Origin of the sequence: Bacillus sp. NPDC094077 (genome assembly GCF_050279465.1) — a bacterium.
In the GTDB taxonomy this organism is placed as follows: Bacteria; Bacillota; Bacilli; order Bacillales; family Bacillaceae_G; genus Bacillus_A.
Genome location: NZ_JBNNUF010000003.1, coordinates 404,095 through 425,397 on the forward strand (window position 1 = coordinate 404,095; position 21,303 = coordinate 425,397).

Genomic DNA, 21,303 nt, shown 5'->3' on the forward strand with positions numbered 1-21,303 from the left:
TATGTATAAAGACAATATGCTATTTAAACAGCAATTTCATTGACGAAATGTATGCTATTACAGTAGTATACTATTTAGTGTGTAATAGTACTAGCAATGAATACGCTGTAGGGGGTTTAGTATATTGTTAGAGGCGATGAAGATGACGGATATGAGAATTCCAGCGAATGCTATCATTCATGTAGAAGAGATGAAAGGTGGAGTCGTTTTATCCGTTGAAGTAGATGGCCAAATTATTTATACGATGGCTTATGATGAAGAAACAGATAGTTATGCTGAATTATATGATCGAAATGATAAGAGGGCGTGCCAAGTACATGAAGACTTTATGGGATGGTCACTTCTTCACTAAAAAGATGTCAATATGACATCTTTTTTTATTGAATCGATAGATTATACGAAGAAATGAAATAAAAGGATAAAATTTGTAATAAATGATTTTGCATTGTTAGCACTTTGTAACCGCATGCGAACTGTTTTTTCGCTATCATAAAGATAACAGTCGCAGCTATAGGAGTGATCAACTTGAAGAAAGTACATATTTCAAATTTTATGCTATTAAGTGTTTGTGTAGTTTTATTTGTTCTCCTAGGAGCCTTTTTATATTCATGTGTATAAGAAAAAACGCATTCTAGAAAGAACGCGTTATAAAAGTGAAGTAATGATTAATCTAGTTCCAAGAATTATTAATGTGATACGTAATAAATTAATTACGGCATTACCGCTTAATTTTGTATTAATATAAGCCCCGATTTTTCCGCCAATCCATGCGCCAGGAATAAGAATTAATGCATACATCCAGCTGACATTTCCAAGAGAAATATGAGTTAAAGAACTTACAATTGCTGATAGAAATACGATAAACATTGAAGTGGCTACAGCAATGTGTGCTGGGAATGCAAAAAGGAGCATCATTGCTGGAACAAGCAAGGCGCCACCACCAATTCCGAATAAACCAGATATAAATCCAACTATAAAGGCAATAAAGATAGCGAGAAACGGTGGGAATTGATAGTGTACAGTATTTCCTTCGTTATCTGTAAAAGAACGCTTAATTACAGTCATATTTGATAAGGAAAGAGGTTTTAATTTGTCTCGTAGCATAAGAAGAATGGAGACGAATATAAGGAAAATCCCAAAGTATAAAGAAAATGTATCTTGGTTTAAAAATTTGTTTGCCCATGATCCGATAATACCACCAGGTCCGCTTCCGATAAATAAAATAAGTCCACTTTTATAATCTACTCGTTTATGCTTCATGTAAGTAAGGGTGGAAGATAGTCCTGTAAAAACGACTGTTACCATAGAAGTCCCTACTGCAAGTTGTGGTGATAAACTGTGTAATCCAATTAATAACGGAACAATAATAATTCCGCCTCCAAGCCCAACTAGGCTTCCGACTGTCCCGGCGACTAGTCCGATGAAAAGTAACATGATGTATTCCAAAATTGCCAACTCCTCTAAATAACTTATCCACCAATTATTATACACGCTTTTTAATAAGAAATAGGCTTGTTCACAAAAAAAGTCGTCTTCCTAGAAAAATAAGGAAGACGACTTTTGATTAGAAAACAAATTGTAATAGGTAGTAGAATAGAGCAGCTAAAGAAGCTGAAATAGGAAGTGTAATTACCCATGTGATTAACATGCGTTTTGCAGTTCCCCATTTTACACCTTTCACACGGTGAGAAGCACCAACTCCTAAAATAGAAGAAGAGATAACGTGCGTCGTACTAACCGGTAAGTGAATGAATGTTGCACCGAAAATAACAAGTGATGATGATAAATCGGCAGCTACACCATTTACAGGACGAATTTTCATAATTTGTCCACCGACAGTTTTAATAATTTTCCATCCACCGACAGAAGTACCAAGCCCCATTGCGATCGCACAACATAATTGTACCCAGAACGGGATATCGCTAGAAGTATGATAATTATTTGCCATAAGAGCCATTGTAATGATTCCCATTGCTTTTTGTGCATCATTTGTACCATGTGTATAAGCTTGTAATGCTGCAGTGAAAATCTGGAATATACGGAAGTTCTTATTCGTTTTCGTTAAGTTAAAGTTTTTAAAGACTACTTTAAAAATACTGTATACGATATAACCAATAACGAAAGCGATAATTGGTGAAAAGATTAAAGCTTCAATAATTTTTATGAACCCTTTGAAATTTAAAGCGGTAAACCCAGCAGCAGCAATTGCTGCACCTGCGATTGCTCCAATGATTGCATGCGAAGAACTACTTGGAATACCGTAGTACCAAGTAATTAAGTTCCAAGCTATTGCCGCAAGCAAAGCAGCTAAAATTACAAGAGAACCATTTTGTAAGGCGAATGGATCAACGATATCTTTTGTAATCGTTTTTGCTACACCTGTAAATGTCATTGCACCTAAAAAGTTCATAATAGCTGCCATAATAATTGCATGTCTAGGCTTTAGAGCTTTCGTTGAAACAGCCGTTGCAATAGCGTTTGCTGTATCGTGAAATCCATTGATAAAGTCAAAAGCTAAAGCGCAAATGACTACTAAAACGGTCAGTATCAAGAGTGTATCCATGATCAAACTCCTTACGCGTTCTTCATAATAATTGTTTCTAATACGTTTGCAACGCTTTGACAGCTATCAGCTACTTCTTCAAGCTCTTCGTAAATCTCTTTAAATTGAATAATCTTAATCGGATCTTTTTCACGAGAGAATAAGTGCTTAATCGCATGACGGCGAATATCATCACATTGTGACTCGTAATCCTTAATCTTAATTGCATTTGTGCGAATGTCGACTAATTTTTTGTTAGACAGAAGTTCAACAGAGTTTGCAATTTCGATTGCACATTGATTAATTGCTTCAACAAATTTAATCATGTATTCATCAGCTTCTGTAATAGAATACATTTCGAATAGACCAGCACTGTGATCTAATCCGTCTAATACATCATCCATACTCATTGCAAGTTGTAGGATGTCCTCACGTTCAATAGGAGTAATAAACGCTTTGTTTAGCTCCATAATGATTTCGTGAATAAATGAGTCGCCTTTTGACTCATACTCTTTCATGCGCATAGAAAATTCTTTTAAATCGCTAGCATTTTTAATTTTATACTCCACGAAAAACTGCGCGCCTTCTTTTAAATTTTCGGAAACATTCATTAGCATTTCAGAAAATTTATCTTTTTTTGATTTAAAGACCATTATTGTTACCCCCACAAAAGTAATATATGTAAAATATATTGGCTAGTCAATTCTAACAAAAAACTGTCGTTTTTTAAAACATTTTATCGAAAAGTTTACAAAAACTTAACATAACTCGCGTTGTTCTATTAATAATATTAATAATCAACAAGGAATATCTTACTTGTAGAATGTCCTTTTTGGGCAAAAAGTATGAATGTGAAAGAAAAGCTTTACACTATAGGAACGACTACGTTATTATAATAAATTCAAAAGGAGGTATATTATTCCTTTTGAAAAGAAGAGTGTAAACAAACGAAGGAAGTGAACGAATGAAATTGAAGAACACTCACTTAAAAAAAATGCTTGAGTGGTTCAATAAGAGGAAGAAACTTCGTAATTCATTAATTGTATTGGGGAGTTTGCTCGTTATTCTATTTGTTGCTATAAATATAATAATTTCCATTCAAGACATATCTGAATTAAAACAAGCTGTTCCGCAACCGACTTTAATTTATGATGCAAATAATGAAGTCGCGACTAAATTAGCTTCTTCGAAAACAGAAGGCGTTAAAAGAAAAGATATTCCTGACATTATGGTTCAGGCAATTGTTGCAGTAGAAGATAAGGGGTTTTTTAATCATCATGGCATTTATTATAGTGGAATTATAAGTGCGGTTTTTAAAAATATTACAGCAGGAGAAGTTGTAGCAGGGGGAAGTACAATTACACAACAACTTGCGAAAAATGTATTTTTGACACAAGACCGCACATTCTCTCGTAAAATAAAGGAATACTTTTTAACAAAAAAGATAGAACGTACTTATTCAAAAGATGAAATTATTGAAATGTATATGAATCAAATTTATTTTGGAGAAGGTGCTTGGGGAATAAAAAGGGCAGCTAAATCTTATTTTGATAAAGATGTAAAGGATTTATCAATTTCAGAAGCTGCAACGATTGCAGGCTTGATTAAAGCGCCGTCTGCGTATTCGCCCTATAAAAACTTTAATAAATCAATTGAACGGCGTAATGTCGTATTAAGTTTAATGAAAGAACAAGGATATATTTCTGAAGAACAATACAATAAAGAAAAAGAGGACGGCCTTGTATTAAAACGTGGTGTTGATGATAAATACAAAGGTAAATATTCTCAATATGTAGACTATATTGTTAGAGAAGCAATGGATAAGTACGAATTAACACAAAATGAAATTTTAGCAGGTGGTTATCGTATCTATACAGAACTTGATCCGAAAAAACAACAGGCTGTAGAGGATGTTGTGAATAACGATAGTTATTTCAAAGATAGTGGATCAGACCAACTTATGCAAACTGGTGTCGTCCTTATAAATCCAAAAACAGGTGGTGTTCCAGCTTTAATTGGGGGCAGAGGGCCATATCAGTTTTTACAATTTAACCATGCGACTCAATTAAAAAGACAACCTGGTTCAACGTTAAAGCCTCTTGCTGTATATGTACCAGCGTTAGAACAAGGGTATGAAGTATACGATATATTAAAAGATGAACCATTTAGTATTAAAGAATATGAACCGCAAAATAGTGATCATACCTTTCATGGTAATGTAACAATGTATGAAGCGGTGGCAAAGTCGTATAATGTTTCAGCTGTTTGGCTGTTAGAACAAATAGGATTAGATAAAGGATTGAAATCTTTAGAGCGATTTGGTATTCCGTTAGTGCCGGAAGATCGTACGTATCCAATCGCTTTAGGTGGGATGCATGTAGGTACATCTCCATTTGTAATGGCCCAAGCATATAGTACATTTGCAAATGATGGTGTTCAAGTGGAAGCTCATGCAATTAGAGAAATTCAAAATGCTGAAGGGGAAACAATTGGGAAATGGTATAAGAAAGAGACGCGTGTGACGAGTGAGAAAATTGCTCAAAAGATGACATATTTATTAAAAGGTGTTGTTGAAAAGGGAACGGGTGAAAAAGCGAAGGTTAATCAAGTTGATACAGCAGGAAAGACAGGGACTACTCAACTTGTAAATGGTCCAAGCAATGGTGCAAAGGATTCGTGGTTTGTTGGATACACACCAGATTTAGTAGGTGCGATTTGGGTAGGATATGATAAAACCGATAGTGAGCATTATATCCCAGGGGGTAGTCAAATTACGACGACGATGTTCCGGGATATCATGAAAAAAGCAAATGCAAACCCAGCTCAAAAAGCATTTCAATTATCGCTAATATCTGAGGCTGACTACAAAAAACAATTGAAAACAATTGAAGAAGAAAAACGAAGAAAAGAAGAAGAGAAGAGAAAGAAAGAAGAGGAACAACAAAGAAAAAAAGATCAGCAAGAGTGGTTGGATAAAGTGAAAGAATGGATTCCATCATTTTGGTAAAAGAAAGAGGCGAATAACCAAATTCGCCTCTTTTTTACGTGAAAAATAAAGTGAAACTTTAATCGGGTCCCATCCCTGCTGATTATCAACTCACATCAATTGGGCTTTTATGAGATACCCGCAAGTAGCGGGATAATGATATCATTCGTTAAGTATAAGGTTTGTACTGCCAAAGGATTGAGAATTGTATGTGATACTTATCTTTCCTTTACTAATAGGTTCATACGGCAATTCTTCTTCATAACTACCATTATTTTCATTATGGATAGAAAGCGTAATTTCATCAATTCCTTTATTTGTATACTGATCTTTAATCGCTTCAGCAATTTGAAGTAGAGTTTCGTAACTAGAAGTTTTCGTAATAAGCATTCCTTTTATTACTTTTTTTTCATTATTTGTGGAATTGGAATAAGGGATGTTGTTTTGTTTCGTATACAAAAGTTTATATGGAACTGTTTTTCTCTCTGCTTTTGATATAGTGGAATATTTTAGAGTTAAAAAGAATCCTACACATAAAATAATGCATACCATAAGAGCAATCCAAATACGTATTAGTGACATGACTCTCATTTTCATCCCTCTTTCATGTTATTGGCTTCATTATTTATCATACAAAATGAGGATTAAGATAGAGTAAATTTGAGGTAAAGAAACGTAAAAAAGGAGCATTTATCCTCCCAAATAAGTGCTCCTTTTTATTAAAAGAGAGATTTAATAGACAATCAAGATCATACCTATTATTTATAAATGTGCTTGGTCATTCCAAAATATTATTGAAAATTGTGGTTAGTAAATTCGGAAGACAGAAAGTATAGCGGTTGTTTCGCCTGTGTTAGGAATGGAAATTTTGTTTGCTGTGGGTTGTACGGAAATTGTTGTGCCAGCTGTTAAAGTAATAATTGTTGAGAAAGAAAACGCACTACCGATAACGTTAGTTGAAAAATTAGGACTAGGTGGTTGGCTGTTAAATGAAAGACCGAAACCAAATGGTGAAGAACCTGGGAAGGTTGTAGATGCGGAGAAACTAATATCGTATATACCAGTTTCTAAAACAGTTAGAGTATCAGAAACGTTAAAGGAGATGTTTGTTAATTCGAATGTTTCATTGAATTGTATATTGCTTCCCGGTGATACTGTTTGTGCATTCGTATTTCCTAATGTCACTTTACCTATAAGTTGGCCAGAAAACACTTATTTTTGCAGATAATTGTCTAATTATTCAACAGAATGGGAAGCATAAATTGGCCGTAAGTTAATTATTAATCCATAAGCTGACCGTAAGAGGAGGCATAAAGTTGTAGCCTAATGATTTAAAGACTTAGTTTATTTTAATATCCATAAAATCTACTTAATTAAGAAAAAGGTACATCACACGGGGACTTAAATTTTTAAAAGGGATGGCTGAAAAGAAATGAATCTGTACGATACTACATATATTTCCTTTAACAACTATCCCTATTATATTTAAAATTTACTTATAGATCCTTTTTTGCATATATCTTTAGAGATATAATCATTGAGACAAGACTAATGATTAGTGAAATGAAACAAGGCATCCATTCTTGAATAATTTGTGGAAATGGAAATGTGATTGTAAAATCAATGTGAATCGATTGAACTCCCTTTATAAGAGTAGGAGCGACAAAAGGTATTAAAAAGACAGTGAAAAATGATATAATTTTTGTTTTGTCATAACCGAATTTAAATTGAACAGGAAGTAGAATACCAAATAAAATACTAAAAATTAAAAATGTTATTCCAAGAGCGTTAACGCTGAGTTTTTCTATACCTGATGGTATGATAATTGATGTAATAATACGGATGAGGGAGACACAAATGAAAATTACAAAGAGAAAGAGATACTTTGCTTTTACAAATGCATTTCGTGTGTACGGAGTTGCACAAAGTAAAGCGGCTCCCTTGTACTGATCCTCAAATTTGGATATCGTACCAAACAAAATATGCTCCATCAAAAGCACAGTTAAAAGAAAGCCAACAAGACCGCCATCGTTTAACTGTATTTGTGTAGAAACATAAATAGGAGCGATAGCTGCAAAAACGAGTAGAATTAAGAAATATTTTTTAACTAGCATAAAGTCTTTCATTACAAGGTTAATTAACATGATTATTACCTCCAATATATGAAAGCATAATATTCTCTATAGTTGGTCTTTCCATCAATACATCAGGCATGAGTCGACGCACATCATCTTTTTTATGAGTAATCCCCTCAAATCCGTATTGAGATTGATACAAATTTAAAAAAAGTTTTTTTGTTTGTTCATTAATTAATTGATTGTCTCCTTTTACCAATGCATGTGTGTCCACTAACACATCTTTTTCCTCATTAACTAAAATTTTTCCATCGTCGATTAAAATAAGCATATCCGCAACTTTATCTAAATCAGAGGTAATATGAGTGGAAAAAAAGACACTTTTCCCTGGTTCCTTCATAAAATCCAGAAGAATGTTCATCAATTCACTCCGTACCAATGGATCCAAACCACTTGTTGGTTCATCCATTATTAATAGGTCTGCGTGGTGGGATAGAGCTAATGCAACTGCAAATTTCATCCGCATACCTTTGGATAGGGTAGAAATTTTCTGTTTTAGATTTAATTTAAACTGTTTAATATAAGCTAAGAAAACCGGTTCATCCCAATCAGTATAGGAAAGGGCAATCACATTTTTCATTTCTTTCAATGTTAATTCATCATAGAAATATCCCTCATCCAGCACGATGCCAATTTTATTTTTGAACTTTCTTTCATTTTTATCTATATCTTTTCCTAAAAAATTAATTTTTCCGGAATCTTTTAAGATGAGGCCAAGGATTGCTTTAATTGTAGTGGTTTTCCCCGAGCCATTAGTACCAATAAAACCTGTTATACAGTCTTTGTTAAGTGAAAAAGTAACATCTTTTAATGAAAAATTGTCGTAAGTTTTATTTAGATTATTCACTTCTAATACAGCATTCATTTTTCATTCTCCTCCTCTAAAATTAAGTCCAGTATCGAATGGAGATCATCTGCATGAATTCCTATACTTCGAGCCATTTGACAAACTTCAGCGAGCTTGACTTCCACCATGCGGCGCTTAGATTCTAGTAATAGCTCTAGGTTTGTAGGTGCTACATAGGTACCTTTGCCAATCCTAGTAACAATAAAACCTTCTGCTTCTAGTTCTGCATAGACTCTTTTGGTGGTAAGTACACTTACATGTAAGTCGTTAGCTAATAAGCGGATTGATGGCAATTGTTCTCCTTCTTTCAACTCATTGTTAAATATTGATTCTTTAATCTGTTCCTTTATCTGCTGATATAAAGGCTGATTTGATACATTACTTAAGATTATTTTCATTAAACAACCTCTCAATCGATGAGTGTTATGTTATATGATATACAATATACACACCATACACAGTGAATATTATAAGTTATAAAAAATGGATTAACAAGATATATTGTTACAAAAATCACCTAAATTTTAATTTTAGGGATATCCTTAACGAAGGTTTTATAGGGGGCTCGTCACATGGCTATCAAGCTCAGATAAATTTATATCCATAAAACGAAAAAAACGCTTATTTTTTTACGGGGTTAATGGGTATTTGTATGTGATGAAATCTTTATTAAAAATATCCTGTACTAATTGAATAGTTTCATGGTCATAAAAACTATCATATGTTGGAAGGTGCGGGAATGGAGGGTAGGTAATATCAGCATCTGCATAGTTACCTTTAAAAACGGCTTTGTCTTTTTGATGGGGCCATGATTTAGTCATATGTGTAAAGGGGAGGTTTTTAATTGATATGCTTTTTCGAGATTTTTAATTTCAGTAGAGAAATGTTCAAGAGAAACATTTATATCATTTAAAGAAGCATAGGTTAGAATAAAAAACTGCACACCAAGTGTTATATATTTTGTAACACTTGGTGTGCAGTTCGTGGAACAGTCCATTATTTGTATTGATTCATTCTTTCTTTCATGGTTTTTTGGGGGGGATTGGAATAGAAACAGTGAAAGTTGTACCGTCTTGATTACTAGTCATTTTTAATGTGCCGTTATGATTTTGAATAATTTTCTTCGTTACTGACAAGCCCAGTCCTGTTCCTGAATCTTTTGTTGAGAAGAACGGATCAAAGATATACTCTTGAATAGCTGGAGGAATACCGGTTCCGTTATCCTTGAAAGTAATCCGAACAAAGTTATCTAGGCGATAACTAGTGATTTGAATAGAAAGAGGTTTTTCACCTCGAGCATCGACAGCGTTTTGAAATAAGTTCAAAAAAACTTGTACGAGTTCATGACGATCAATATTGACAAGTACACCTTCTAATTCGGTAGAAAAATTATAATCAATTGAAATGTTATGCAAGAACACTTCACTAGCTAATAACTGTTGAATATACTCACGTAAAAAGGTATTAATGGGAAACGGTTCTCTTGTAAATTCGCGTGTTTTTGAAATAGCTAAAAATTTTGTAATGATACTATTTGCCCGATCTAATTCAGGAATAAGTAAGTTTTTAAATAATTCTTTATTTGACGGTGAGACACTCTCTTGTAAAAATTGTAAGTATCCCCGTACTGTTGTAAGAGGATTTCGTACTTCGTGTGCAATCCCGGCTGCAATTCGTCCTGCTAAAGAAAATTTCTCTGCATCACGTTCTGTGTTTAAATAATGGAAGACACTAATAACTCTAAAAATCTCTCCATTATAATCACGAATAATTCGGTTATTTATAATACCGTAGTTTTTGTCTAAAACTTCTTCATTATATATTTCTGTTCCCGTCTTTAATGTTTCAATAGCTTTAATTTTTTCTTCTGGTAAGTTCAGTAATTGTTGAATCGGTTTTCCGATTAGATCATTTCGTATTACACCAAAATCATCTGCAGCAGCTTGATTACATAAAGTAATATTCCCTTTACTATCAATAAAGGTTACATGATGTGAAAAAGCATCAAAAATATGAACAAAGTGTTTTTCAATTTGTTCAAATAAAAATAATGAATCGCAAGTAAGTTGAAAATCAGCCTCTTTATTCTCTTTTCGTATGTTTTGAATGGAATGGGTTGTTCTTGTCTTCTTTATTTGTAAACCAATATGTGGATTTTTATATGTGAAATGATGTGATAATTGATTCACAAGTTCTTCATAAAAACGTAATTTATTTTCTAGTTCTTCTATTCGTTTTTCATGAGATACAATAACATCGTTTGGAAGCATAAATAAATAACCCCTCAATTTAAAAATTCTTCCATATAGTATATCATATTTTTATACGGATACTCTTAAAGAAAGGGCTACTTAATGAAATTGATTAGCCGAAGTGTTTGGGGAGTAAGTAGAATGAATAAAAGATGAAGTTAGAAAGGGAGGAATATGTTTGCTTTTCATTGGAGTGACAGGGTGGGGAGATCATAATTCTTTATATATAGATCCCTATGAAAATAGAAATAAATTACGAACATATAGTGAATATTTTCCTATTGTGGAAGTGGATAGTTCATTTTATGCGATGCAACCTGCACGAAATTATACAAAATGGGCGATGGAAACACCGACCGATTTTTCTTTTATCGTAAAAGCATATCAAGGAATGACAGGACATATGAAAGGGGAAATTCCTTTTTCTACATTCGATGAGATGTGTGATGTGTATAAACAATCAGTTCTTCCTTTAATAGAAGCGAATAAATTAAAAATGATTTTATTTCAATATCCACCATGGTTTGATTGCAAAAAGAAAAATGTAGATTTCCTTCGATATACGAAAGAAAAGATGGAAGATCTACCGTGTGCAATAGAGTTTCGAAATCAAACATGGTTTTATCCAGAAGTGAGAGATAAGACGCTACAATTTTTAGAACAGGAAAAATGGATTCATACAATTTGTGATGAGCCACAGGCGGGAATAGGCTCAGTACCACTCGTGTTAGAAGGAACGAATTCAGACATGACGTTAATACGTTTTCATGGTCGGAATGTTCATGGGTGGCTGGAAAAAGGAGAAAATTGGAGGGCGGTTCGCTGTTTATATCGCTACAACAATAAAGAATTGGAAGAATGGATAGAACGACTAGAGCAATTAAAAAAGAAGACAAAGGACATATACGTACTATTTAACAATAATTCAGGTGGGGATGCAGCGGATAATGCGAAACAGCTTATGAAAATGATGAACATTACATATGGTGAGCCGAAGCCCGAGCAATTAAATTTATTTGAATGATAAACAAGAAAGGCACTGTACAAACAGGGGGAATGTACAGTGCCTTTCTATATGAAAAAGAGGGGTAACAATGTTACTGAGCGTTTGGTTGATTCATCAATTGTTGGCTTCGTAATAAATGATAATGGTTATCATTATCATTGTCAATGGTTTTTCGAAAAATAAGTAAAAAACTTTTTATATTTTGAGTAGAAATATAAAAAGAACAGCATTAATGCTGTTCTTTTCCGTTGATGAATTGTTGTAAATCAAAAGGAGTTATCGCTTGGATAAATTCTTTTGAGATAAGTGTTTGAACAAGGGTGCTTTCAGAAATGGTAGCACCTGTTTTCTTTTCGTAAGCTTGCTTTAATAAATCAAGTTTTTCAGCCGTTTCTTGTGGTAATTCAATAGTAAGTGTGTTCATAATTTCTCCCCCTTATTATTAGAGTACCACTACAATATAAGAGAGACAAGAAAAGAGAATATGAAACATAAAAAAGGTTACCAAATTTTTTAATGGTAACCTTTTTTATGTATAAGAGGTATTAAGCAATACCGATATACTTTAAAGTTTTTGATGGAGTACTATGATCAAAGAAGTGTTGTAAAAATGCAATATCAACACCTGATTTGTATGCACAATAGCCCCAAGTTTTTCGAAGTGTATGTGAGCTAATCCCTTCTAATCCAACTTCTTTTGCAGCTTTGTTTAAAATGTACCATGCATGTTGTCTCGTAATAGATTTTGTTCCCTTTTGAGACTTTAATAATGGTTCATTACGTTTCCAAGTTTTACGTTCTTTCATGTAGTCTTCGATTGCGTGCTGTAAGTCTTCATTTACAGCAAACCATTTATGTTTCTTTACTTTTTCGTTGTAAAATAAAATGGAATGGCGAACATTTTCATTTTCATCGATTACATCACTAACTTTTAATTGTAAGATTTCACTTACTTTTAAGCCAGAATTTACAGCTAATACGAATAATAAGCCATCACGTTTCGAAGATTCTAAAAGTATATTTTTGATAGTTTCTAATTGTTTTTCATTTTGAATAGGTTGTCCTGCTTGTTTCATTTCACGCACTCTCCTCTTTTATATGTGTAAAGGAAAGGATTAACTTGTTTCTTACTATAAAGGGAGAGTGTGAATTTCATGTGAACTCCTAGTGAAATTAAGACAAATTATTTGACTTCTTTTACTTTTTGTAAATTGAAATAGAATACAACGCTATTAGTCGTATTATATACACCGTACTCGGCATGATGGAGATCTAAAATGTTTTTTACAATAGATAATCCGAGACCGGTACCTCCAGTATGACGACTACGTGATGCATCTAAACGATAGAAGCGATCCCAAATTTTTTCAAGACTTTCTTCTGGGATAGGATTTCCTGTATTCTCGATTTCGACTTTTACTGTATCTTCCGTTTCTACAACAGAGACTTGTATTTTTTCTCCATCTGGCGTATAGCGAATTGCATTGCTCAATAAGTTCACAACTACTTGCTCAATACGACTACGATTCGCTTTAACAAATATAGCAGAGTCTGCATCGACGTCCACTTGTAAATGCTTTTCCTCCATGCTAAATAATAACTTTGTATGGATTTGTTGAATTAATTCACCGATGGAGAATGTCGTCATTTCTAGTTTATACGTACCAGATTCTAGTTTTGCTAATTCTAACATTTCAACAATAAGCCTGTTCATATTTTCTGTTTCTTCTAAAATAACATCTGTATAATACGTTGTATCTTTACTAACACCATCTTGAATTCCTTCTGCAAAACTCCTAATTACACTGAGTGGTGTTTTTAATTCATGGGATACACCAGAAATGAATTCTTTCCTCGTTTTTTCTAATTGACGTTCACGTTCAATATCTTGTTGTAATTTTGTATTGGCAACATTTAATCGATCGATTCGGTCTTTTAAGTTTACAGATAATGTATTAATACTACTGGAAAGTCCGCCAATTTCATCGTCTGCTGCAACAGGTAATTTCTCGCTAAAATCAAAATTAGCCATTTTTTTTGTAACGCGATTAATCTTAATTAATGGTTTCACAATGATCTTTGAGTAGTAGAAGGATAATAAAATAATCACGAGAAACACGATGATTAAGGCATAAACATAATAATCTTTTAAAACGAGCATCGCTTCATTCACAGGCTGTAAAGATGCTATTGCAAAAGCGTATTCTGTAATCTTTCCGTCTTCCATAATAGGTTTTACAAAGACGCTATTTTTTATATTCTCTCCGCCATCTAATATAAAAGAGTTTAATTGCTGCGAGTTAGAAGTGCCATCTCTAATAATATCTGCAAAATATTGAACGGCTTGTAATGTTTCAATATCATTTGCAAGACGAACCTCAGCTTTCGATGGGAGCTGTAACTTAGATATAACACCTGTAAAAACGATCCGAGTTGTAGATTTGTATCGGCTTGTAGGTCTATTTTTAGAAGAGTTACCATTAATTGACTGGAAATCTGAATAGAAATATTCGTTCTGCCATTGATTATAATTCGTTCCTAATTTTTGTGGTGTTATTATATTCCCTTGTACGATTCCATCGACATTGATTATTACATCTTTTTTTAAACCTAAATTTTCGAATTTATTATATTCTTCGGGTGTTAAAATATTATTGAGTGGAATGGAATACGTTTTATTATTGTTAGGATTAATTACATCAATGTAGAAATTGTTTTCACTTTTAATAATGCCATTAGAATCTAAAAATTGCATGTCAGCATTTGTTTTATCATGAAATTCTTGTTTTAGTTTTCTAATTTCCTCATAGCTTTTATCGCTTTTTTCGTAATTATTTACGAATTTTTCAAAAGCAGTTTGAACGGTTTTCACTTTTTTATTAATATAAAACTTCTCTAAAAATAGAGATTGTCCTAGGAAAAAGAGGAGGAATATGATTGTAAATAATGTTGATGTTAATAAAAATAGTTTAAAGACGATACTTCTGTTTTTCATTGCTTCACCTCTTATGAGAAATACTGTAAATGATTTCTTTATTATAACAAACGTTACAAGAAAGTAGAGGGAGAAATCTGTCTCTTTCTAAAGTAGTTTTTTATAAAAAGTCACATAAAAAAAGAACTCGACAGACGTATGACGAGTTCTTTAATGTGTTATTGCTGAATTGCTGCATCTAAAGCGATTTCAATCATCTCGTTAAATGTAGTTTGACGCTCTTCAGATGTTGTTTCTTCGCCAGTGAAGATGTGATCGCTTACTGTTAATACAGATAATGCATTTACACCATATTTTGCTGCTAATGTGTAAAGGGCAGTTGTTTCCATCTCTACTGCTAATACGCCGTAATCTCCAAGTTTTTTAACCATCTCCATGCTTTCACGATAAAATACATCTGCTGTTAAAACGTTACCAACACGAACGTGTAACCCTTTTTCAGTTCCTGCATCGTAAGCTTTCTTTAAAAGGTCAAAGTTTGCAGCTGGTGCAAAATCAAAACCTGGGAATGTTAAACGGTTCATATTAGAATCGGTACAAGCTGTCATTGCAATAATAACGTCACGTACTTTTACGTCTTTTTGAATTGCACCACAAGTTCCAACGCGAATTAAATTTTTAACTCCGTAGCTTTGGATTAATTCGTTTACATAAATAGAAATAGAAGGAACACCCATACCTGTACCTTGAACAGATACACGTTTTCCTTTATAAGTTCCAGTGAACCCTAACATACCACGCACGTTATTATAGCAAGTAACGTCCTCTAGAAATGTTTCAGCGATATATTTTGCACGTAATGGATCACCAGGTAATAGAATAGATTCAGCGATTTCGCCTTGTTTTGCTTCAATATGTACACTCATGAAAAGTCCTCCTTATAATGTATCGATAGAAATCAATATCATTTGAATTATACACTACGAATCCGTTCAATTAAAATCTTTTTATTATTTATAATATGTGTAAAACAGGAGGATTTCATAAATCATAATCTAGAATATATATGTAAGAAGTTTTGTATGAACAGAGACAATAAAAATGGTAGGTGATGTTTTGAAAAATCTTGTCATTGGACTTGTTGCCTTGTTGTTTATTGTGGCGGGAGGATTTTACATAAAAAAATATCAAGAAACCGTAGAGACGGTAGGAGATGTTCAGGAAGTAAAATGGGATGTATCAAATGGAAAGGGAAATGAGAAAGTAGATATTTTGTTTCAACTACTAAATAAAAAGAATAATGAAGTTCGTGGTGTAAATGATCAAATTCGGGCTGTGATTGTAGATGGACAGTTAAAACATGTACAACAAATGAAACCTACATTTGCAGGGAATGGATCATATAAGCTATCTTCCAAAATAGCGAAAGATGAAGGGTATACAATCTTTTTATATGAAGACAAAGATAAGTCAGTGGAATCATTCGCTAAGAAAGATTTTGGGAGAGAAAAAGAAGAGAAAAATAAGAAAAAAGTGAAATTTCCAATTGATAACGTACTTACAAAAAAAATAGGAGAGTATGAAGTTTCTCTCTTATTTGGTGCATTACATCCGAATGAGCCAGCGACTTTAACATTTCAGTTTCAAGCGAAAAAGGGTGAAAAATTGAAATTACATTCAGAGAGAGGAGAAGTGGAAGCTCTCTATATCGTGGATGAAACGAGGGAAAACTTTTTATACGCCATGCCTGTTGATACGGATGAGCAATTACAATATCGTATTACATTTCCTGTCGAAGGTACGTATAAAATGTGGGGAACTTTTTATATAAATGGTAAGAAGTATGAGAAGGAGTTTATCGTACAAGTTCAAAAAAGAAAAAACAGCTAAGAGTTTAGCTGTTTTTTCTTTTTCCTATTAGTTTTGTTACAGAGAGCATTGTTATTGGTAAAGAGTGATTCTTCCTAAATGCTAAATATTTACCGCTCCATGCTGGTTTATATTTTTCTTTAAAATGTCGTAATCCGCTGAAACTATACGTATAACGAACGTTATTAAAGATTGCAGCCGCAACTCGTTCAGACCAGAAAGATTGTGTCGATAAACCTACATTTGAAAGTGGTGCCATACCAATATTAAAGGAGTGGTATTCATTTTCTTTTGCCCATTGGAATAAGTGGATGAAAATTGCGTCCATAATTCCGCTTGGCGCGTCTGGATAATATCGCATTAAATCAACAGACAATGATCCGTTTTGATATACGGGCATAAAGGTTGTGAATGCAATAATTTTTCCATCTGCATCAGATAATGTAGCGATAGGAGCACGGCTAATATACTCACGATCGAAGTATCCGAGTGAAAAACCTTTCTCTTTTTTTCCGCCGAGCCACGCATCGGAAACTTTTCTCAACTCTTCATATAATTCGTCTGAGAACGGTGGCTGGTGAATAGAGAATGTATAGCCTTCTCTTTCAAAACGGTTGAAAGTCGCTCGCATACCAGCGCGTTTCTTTCCTGTTATTGTAAATGTATTTAAATCAACGACAGCTTCTTCACCAAGCTTAAAGAAGTTATAACCAAAATCATGGTATAAACTCATCCACTTACTTTCAATTTGGTAGAATACACAAATATATCCAAATCGATCAGCCTCAGCTAAAAACTCTTGCAACACAGTACGGTAGGAGGAAGGATCACCAATTGGATCACCTAGTACCACAAGACGTTTCCCAGTTATGGAGAAGAGAAGGAGCGCTTTCCCATCACTACTGAAGAAGAATTGTTTATCTCCTAAAAAACCTAAATGACTAAGTACATTTCCGCCGTGTTCATCTAAAAAGTTTTGCAACCTTTTATCATTTGCTGGTTGCCCGGGAAATTCATTTCGATAACGATTGGCAATAAGTGAGCCAATCAGTAAAAAAGTAGGAACGAAAAAGGCAGCTGCTAATGCACTTCGTTCCACTTGTGTAATATTACGAACGACAAAATCTGGTTTAAAAGCTTCTTTTGCACCTGCAAATAAAATACCTAAGTTTTTATATAAATATAACGTTACAAGTAAGAATATAAAAACTTTTACGATATCAGAAAGTGAGACTTCCATTTTCTCGCGTACAAATCTTTTTCGAAGCATATATAATACAGCGAGTACGATTAATAAAATAAATGTTTCTTCGATATCAATTCCTTTTAGCGTATTAAAGATAGCCGCTCCAATTAAAGAAACAATCGTCATATAATAAGAACGTTTTGTTCCGTAATATATCCCCCGTGAAAGAATGAGGAGGAGAATACCGAACGTTAACGATAAGCTAAAAGAGAATTGAATCAGATGCTTTGGAGCTAGAATATGTAAGGCATGTGCCCGGTTTATACTTGTTGGTAGAATGGTCGATAAAATAACCATTAAGCCAGTAAATACTGTTAAAGCAGCAGATGCCCATGAACCTAGCTTTCCTAAAAAATCACGCTGCAAAGTCCATATAACACCAGTTGTTTCTAATGCAGGCGCAATAAAAGGTTTATCTTCAAACTTTTTAATTGCCACTCCTGTCATTTCAAAAGCCGCAAAAATGAGACCAAGGCAGAACGGTAAGATATAATAGACGAGACGATATAATAACATAGCAGGCAGTAATACACCTGTATCGACGCCATATTGTCCTAGCCCAGTTAAGAAGACAAGATCAAATGAACCAAGTCCACCAGGTACAAGACTAACGACGCCAGCTAAAGCAGCAATTACATACACACCTAAAAACTTTTGAAAGTCAATTTCGATTCCAAATAGTATTAAAATGACGTACATAACGATACCGGCAGATACCCATTCAACTAATGAAACTAATGAGTATAAAACAGTTGGATTTTTTTCTTCCTCCTCTTGCCCTTCGATTAGCGTTGTTTTTCTATTTTTAAGTTTAGAAAAGCCAATGTATATAGGGACGAAAAGAGCAAAGAAGATCAGAACAGGCCATAGCCACGGTTTTTCATGTAAAATAAATCTCGTGTCTAATATTCCGATAAGACCAAGGAATGAAAGAATGGCTAATCCGTTAATAAAGGCGGTTGTCATCCAGGCGATACTTTTAATAAGTTTTCCATTTTCTTTTATGTATGGACGATAAAGCATTGTACGTACACCAGCTCCAACGAGACCACCAAATCCAATAAATCCATTTAAAGTATTAGCAATCCATGAAATACGGAAAATCTTTTGGACAGGTATATCAGCTTTTAAGTAACGAAGCATAACATAGTCATAAAAGAACATTGTTGATACAGCAAATGCACCAAGTGTAATTGCTAAAAAGACTCCTCCAGTTGGAATGTTTTTAATTGTATCAATCGCTTCTAAAAAAGAAATGCCTGCTAATTCTTTTTTTGCCTGAAAGAATACAATTGTTAATACAACAAATGGGAAGATGATTTTCCCAATTTGTAAGAAACGTTTCCATGAAAACGACATAAATACAACTCTCCTTGTATAAGAAAACTGAGACAATAATATTATTATGACAAACTTCAAGAAAAATAAAAAGGTAAATTCCTGTATAGGGAAGCTATTTTTTATATAGGTATATTTAAAAGAATATTTTGTTTGTCAGAAAATTAAGTTAAAATAAGGTAGAAGAAGGAAGAGAGGGGAAGTATATGATTATAATAGGTTATGCGGGGTATGAGTTAGAGAAAGCAAAACCTAATACATCAGAAGATTTTTTTAACAGATCTGAAGTGACATATATATTAAATGATAAAGAGAAAACTTTTTCGGTTTTATACGTTCGATATTTTGAAGAAGTTTTACAAGAAGTTCCTCCTTTTGAAGGAAATCCGGTATGTAAAGTAGAAGAACAAGACATATATTTGCGGGATATTGTAGCGATATGTTGTTTAGTGAAAAATAAGGAACTTTGTGCGCGAAAACGTTTGTATCTAAATAATATAGAAGAATTTAAACAATATTTTGATAAGGGAACAGTGTTGAAAGTACAAGAAATAATGGCTGAATTACATAAAAATAAAAGAGTAGAAATAGCGTGAAATGGCAAAGGAGAGAGAAGAAATGTCTAATTTGATGGTTGAAAATCAAACAGAACAAGTTTCTATATTTTTAGAAGGTGCTATTACTTTGATAACCAATTATGTAAATTATCATACGTTGCCTTCTTTATTAGAAGAGACACCAACTGGGAACGAGCAATATTATAAAGGGTTATTAGCATCAATGAGACGTCTTCTCGTTTTTTGCGAAGAAGGACATGATGCATGTTTCGTTTTGTTGAATAGCCAGCCATTTCGAAAAACTGCAGCTGAAAAAATTTTATATAAGATTTATCATCAAGTAATTGCAGAGTTTTTTTCACCGAAAAGTGATCATTGGTATGAAAATAGTCGGTCTGCATATACAGGAAAAAATTCTATCGTTTTTCAACAAACACCACCTGCATCTATAGAGCAAGTGATGAAGAATTTAGAAGGTAAATTTCAAGTGATGCGTGAAGAATTAGAATATTATGAGACAGATTACCAAACGAAGATGTTACACAAATATTGATTGAGGAAAAGAAGCTAAGGGGACTTAGCTTCTTTTCCTTTTGTACAGTTATATAAGGGATTTTCATTGAATATAGTTAAGTGGATAGCATTAGGGAGGTGTAACATGAATCAGCAAGGTGTATTTACAAATTACTTTCATGAAGTAGAAAGTTGGTGTGAAAGTGTTCTTCACGTATTAGATAGTCGCGCAATGGAAGTGTATGATGTCCATATGCTTGCTTATAAAATTCAAACGTTATTAGAGCGTATGAAAGAGCATGAGTACGAAACAGATGCGGAGTTTATGTATGAAATAAGCGATGATGTAGAACATATTCAGCATCATTTACAGGAAGTGTTTATGCAGGAAGAAGAGGAATATGAACTATATGAAAGAGGGGATGGTGAACGAGCAGTTCCAATTGGAGGGCATACACTTCCTCCATTACCTTATCCGTATAATGCGTTAGAACCGTATATTTCTAGAGAAATTATGATGTTACACCATGATAAACATCATCGCAGTTACGTAGAAGGATTAAATAAAGCAGAGAAGATGATGGAAGAAGCGAGAAAAACAAATCAATTTGATTTAATTAAGCATTGGGAAAGAGAAGCGGCTTTTCATGGATCAGGTCATTACTTACACACGATATTTTGGAATAATATGAAAAAAGCTGGTGGTGGAAGTCCAAGAGGTGCTCTTTCACAACGAATCGAACAAGATTTTGGGAGTTTTTTACGTTTTCAAAAACATTTCACAGAAGCAGCTTCTAAAGTGGAAGGTTCAGGCTGGGCGATTCTCGTTTGGGTCCCCCGATCTGGAAGGTTAGAAATTTTACAGAGTACACTTCATCAATTATTTACACAATGGGATACGATACCCCTCCTTGTACTAGATGTATGGGAACATGCGTATTATTTACAATACCAAAATCGAAAAGATGAATATATTAAAAACTGGTGGAATGTTGTAAATTGGCCTGATGTAGAAAAAAGATTTGAAAGTGCGAAACAAATTGAATGGACCCCGTATTAGACGCATATTCTCTGCGT

General features: G+C 33.6%; 19 protein-coding genes and 3 pseudogenes. 7 read left to right on the forward strand and 15 right to left on the reverse strand.

Annotated features, from left to right (window positions below; genetic code table 11):
* Positions 1-124 precede the first annotated feature (124 nt).
* The gene (locus tag ACQKNR_RS10810; protein ID WP_427317690.1) at positions 125-352 is read left to right on the forward strand and encodes a hypothetical protein; all 228 of its coding nucleotides are present in this window, start codon (positions 125-127) and stop codon (positions 350-352) included.
* Positions 353-645: 293 nt separating this feature from the next.
* On the opposite strand, the gene ACQKNR_RS10815 is transcribed toward ACQKNR_RS10810, so the two are convergent.
* From ACQKNR_RS10815 to ACQKNR_RS10825, 3 genes are all read right to left on the reverse strand, one after another.
* Entirely contained in the window at positions 646-1,446 is an 801-nt protein-coding gene (locus ACQKNR_RS10815) for a sulfite exporter TauE/SafE family protein (RefSeq protein ID WP_427317692.1), read from the reverse strand.
* 118 nt (positions 1,447-1,564) lie between these two features.
* Positions 1,565-2,563 carry an inorganic phosphate transporter gene (locus ACQKNR_RS10820; protein WP_427317694.1) on the reverse strand — a complete coding sequence of 333 codons (999 nt, stop codon included), beginning with the start codon at positions 2,561-2,563 and terminating at the stop codon, positions 1,565-1,567.
* Positions 2,564-2,574: 11 nt separating this feature from the next.
* Complete coding sequence (locus tag ACQKNR_RS10825; RefSeq protein WP_025147269.1) at positions 2,575-3,195, reverse strand: DUF47 domain-containing protein; 621 nt, start codon at positions 3,193-3,195, stop codon at positions 2,575-2,577.
* Positions 3,196-3,506: 311 nt separating this feature from the next.
* Between ACQKNR_RS10825 and ACQKNR_RS10830 the strand changes: the two genes are divergently transcribed.
* On the forward strand, positions 3,507-5,549 hold the full coding sequence (locus ACQKNR_RS10830; protein WP_427317696.1) for a transglycosylase domain-containing protein: 2,043 nt from the start codon (positions 3,507-3,509) through the stop codon (positions 5,547-5,549).
* Between the two features lie 141 nt (positions 5,550-5,690).
* Here ACQKNR_RS10830 and ACQKNR_RS10835 read toward each other — a convergent pair whose 3' ends face one another.
* From ACQKNR_RS10835 to ACQKNR_RS10865, 7 genes and pseudogenes are all read right to left on the reverse strand, one after another.
* Positions 5,691-6,119, reverse strand: coding sequence for a hypothetical protein (locus ACQKNR_RS10835; RefSeq protein WP_427317698.1), 429 nt, complete (start codon positions 6,117-6,119; stop codon positions 5,691-5,693).
* 216 nt (positions 6,120-6,335) lie between these two features.
* A pseudogene (locus tag ACQKNR_RS10840) lies at positions 6,336-6,707 on the reverse strand (Gly-Xaa-Xaa repeat protein); the annotation flags it as partial.
* Positions 6,708-7,024: 317 nt separating this feature from the next.
* The gene (locus ACQKNR_RS10845) at positions 7,025-7,672 is read right to left on the reverse strand and encodes an ABC-2 transporter permease (protein WP_427317700.1); all 648 of its coding nucleotides are present in this window, start codon (positions 7,670-7,672) and stop codon (positions 7,025-7,027) included.
* The gene (locus ACQKNR_RS10850; RefSeq protein WP_427317702.1) at positions 7,662-8,528 is read right to left on the reverse strand and encodes an ABC transporter ATP-binding protein; all 867 of its coding nucleotides are present in this window, start codon (positions 8,526-8,528) and stop codon (positions 7,662-7,664) included. Before ACQKNR_RS10850 ends, ACQKNR_RS10845 begins: the two co-directional genes overlap by 11 nt.
* The gene (locus tag ACQKNR_RS10855; RefSeq protein ID WP_193411407.1) at positions 8,525-8,908 is read right to left on the reverse strand and encodes a GntR family transcriptional regulator; all 384 of its coding nucleotides are present in this window, start codon (positions 8,906-8,908) and stop codon (positions 8,525-8,527) included. Before ACQKNR_RS10855 ends, ACQKNR_RS10850 begins: the two co-directional genes overlap by 4 nt.
* 231 nt (positions 8,909-9,139) lie before the next feature.
* A pseudogene (locus ACQKNR_RS10860) lies at positions 9,140-9,408 on the reverse strand (sulfotransferase family 2 domain-containing protein); the annotation flags it as partial.
* 98 nt (positions 9,409-9,506) lie between these two features.
* Positions 9,507-10,780: pseudogene (locus ACQKNR_RS10865) on the reverse strand (ATP-binding protein).
* A 160-nt stretch (positions 10,781-10,940) separates the two neighbouring features.
* Between ACQKNR_RS10865 and ACQKNR_RS10870 the strand changes: the two are divergent.
* Positions 10,941-11,786, forward strand: coding sequence for a DUF72 domain-containing protein (locus ACQKNR_RS10870; RefSeq protein WP_427317704.1), 846 nt, complete (start codon positions 10,941-10,943; stop codon positions 11,784-11,786).
* Between the two features lie 211 nt (positions 11,787-11,997).
* Here the strand turns inward: ACQKNR_RS10870 and ACQKNR_RS10875 are convergent, their stop codons facing one another.
* From ACQKNR_RS10875 to deoD, 4 genes are all read right to left on the reverse strand, one after another.
* The gene (locus ACQKNR_RS10875) at positions 11,998-12,192 is read right to left on the reverse strand and encodes a DUF3924 domain-containing protein (protein ID WP_001094864.1); all 195 of its coding nucleotides are present in this window, start codon (positions 12,190-12,192) and stop codon (positions 11,998-12,000) included.
* A gap of 121 nt (positions 12,193-12,313) precedes the next feature.
* Entirely contained in the window at positions 12,314-12,844 is a 531-nt protein-coding gene (locus ACQKNR_RS10880) for a tyrosine-type recombinase/integrase (protein ID WP_193411403.1), read from the reverse strand.
* Positions 12,845-12,951: 107 nt separating this feature from the next.
* Positions 12,952-14,763, reverse strand: a complete 1,812-nt coding sequence (locus ACQKNR_RS10885; RefSeq protein ID WP_427317707.1) for an ATP-binding protein — start codon at positions 14,761-14,763, stop codon at positions 12,952-12,954.
* A gap of 158 nt (positions 14,764-14,921) precedes the next feature.
* Positions 14,922-15,629, reverse strand: coding sequence for a purine-nucleoside phosphorylase (gene deoD, locus ACQKNR_RS10890; RefSeq protein WP_427317709.1), 708 nt, complete (start codon positions 15,627-15,629; stop codon positions 14,922-14,924).
* Between the two features lie 175 nt (positions 15,630-15,804).
* Between deoD and ACQKNR_RS10895 the strand changes: the two genes are divergently transcribed.
* Positions 15,805-16,593 carry a hypothetical protein gene (locus ACQKNR_RS10895; protein ID WP_427317711.1) on the forward strand — a complete coding sequence of 263 codons (789 nt, stop codon included), beginning with the start codon at positions 15,805-15,807 and terminating at the stop codon, positions 16,591-16,593.
* Between the two features lie 4 nt (positions 16,594-16,597).
* Here the strand turns inward: ACQKNR_RS10895 and mprF are convergent, their stop codons facing one another.
* Positions 16,598-19,177 carry a bifunctional lysylphosphatidylglycerol flippase/synthetase MprF gene (gene mprF / locus ACQKNR_RS10900; RefSeq protein WP_427317712.1) on the reverse strand — a complete coding sequence of 860 codons (2,580 nt, stop codon included), beginning with the start codon at positions 19,175-19,177 and terminating at the stop codon, positions 16,598-16,600.
* A 185-nt stretch (positions 19,178-19,362) separates the two neighbouring features.
* On the opposite strand from mprF, the gene ACQKNR_RS10905 reads away from it, so the two are divergent.
* From ACQKNR_RS10905 to ACQKNR_RS10915, 3 genes are all read left to right on the forward strand, one after another.
* A complete protein-coding gene (locus ACQKNR_RS10905; protein WP_427317714.1) occupies positions 19,363-19,752 on the forward strand; it encodes a hypothetical protein in 390 nt (129 codons plus the stop codon).
* A 22-nt stretch (positions 19,753-19,774) separates the two neighbouring features.
* Positions 19,775-20,266, forward strand: coding sequence for a YpuI family protein (locus tag ACQKNR_RS10910; protein ID WP_427317715.1), 492 nt, complete (start codon positions 19,775-19,777; stop codon positions 20,264-20,266).
* Positions 20,267-20,371: 105 nt separating this feature from the next.
* Entirely contained in the window at positions 20,372-21,286 is a 915-nt protein-coding gene (locus tag ACQKNR_RS10915; RefSeq protein ID WP_427317717.1) for a superoxide dismutase, read from the forward strand.
* Positions 21,287-21,303: the final 17 nt, after the last annotated feature.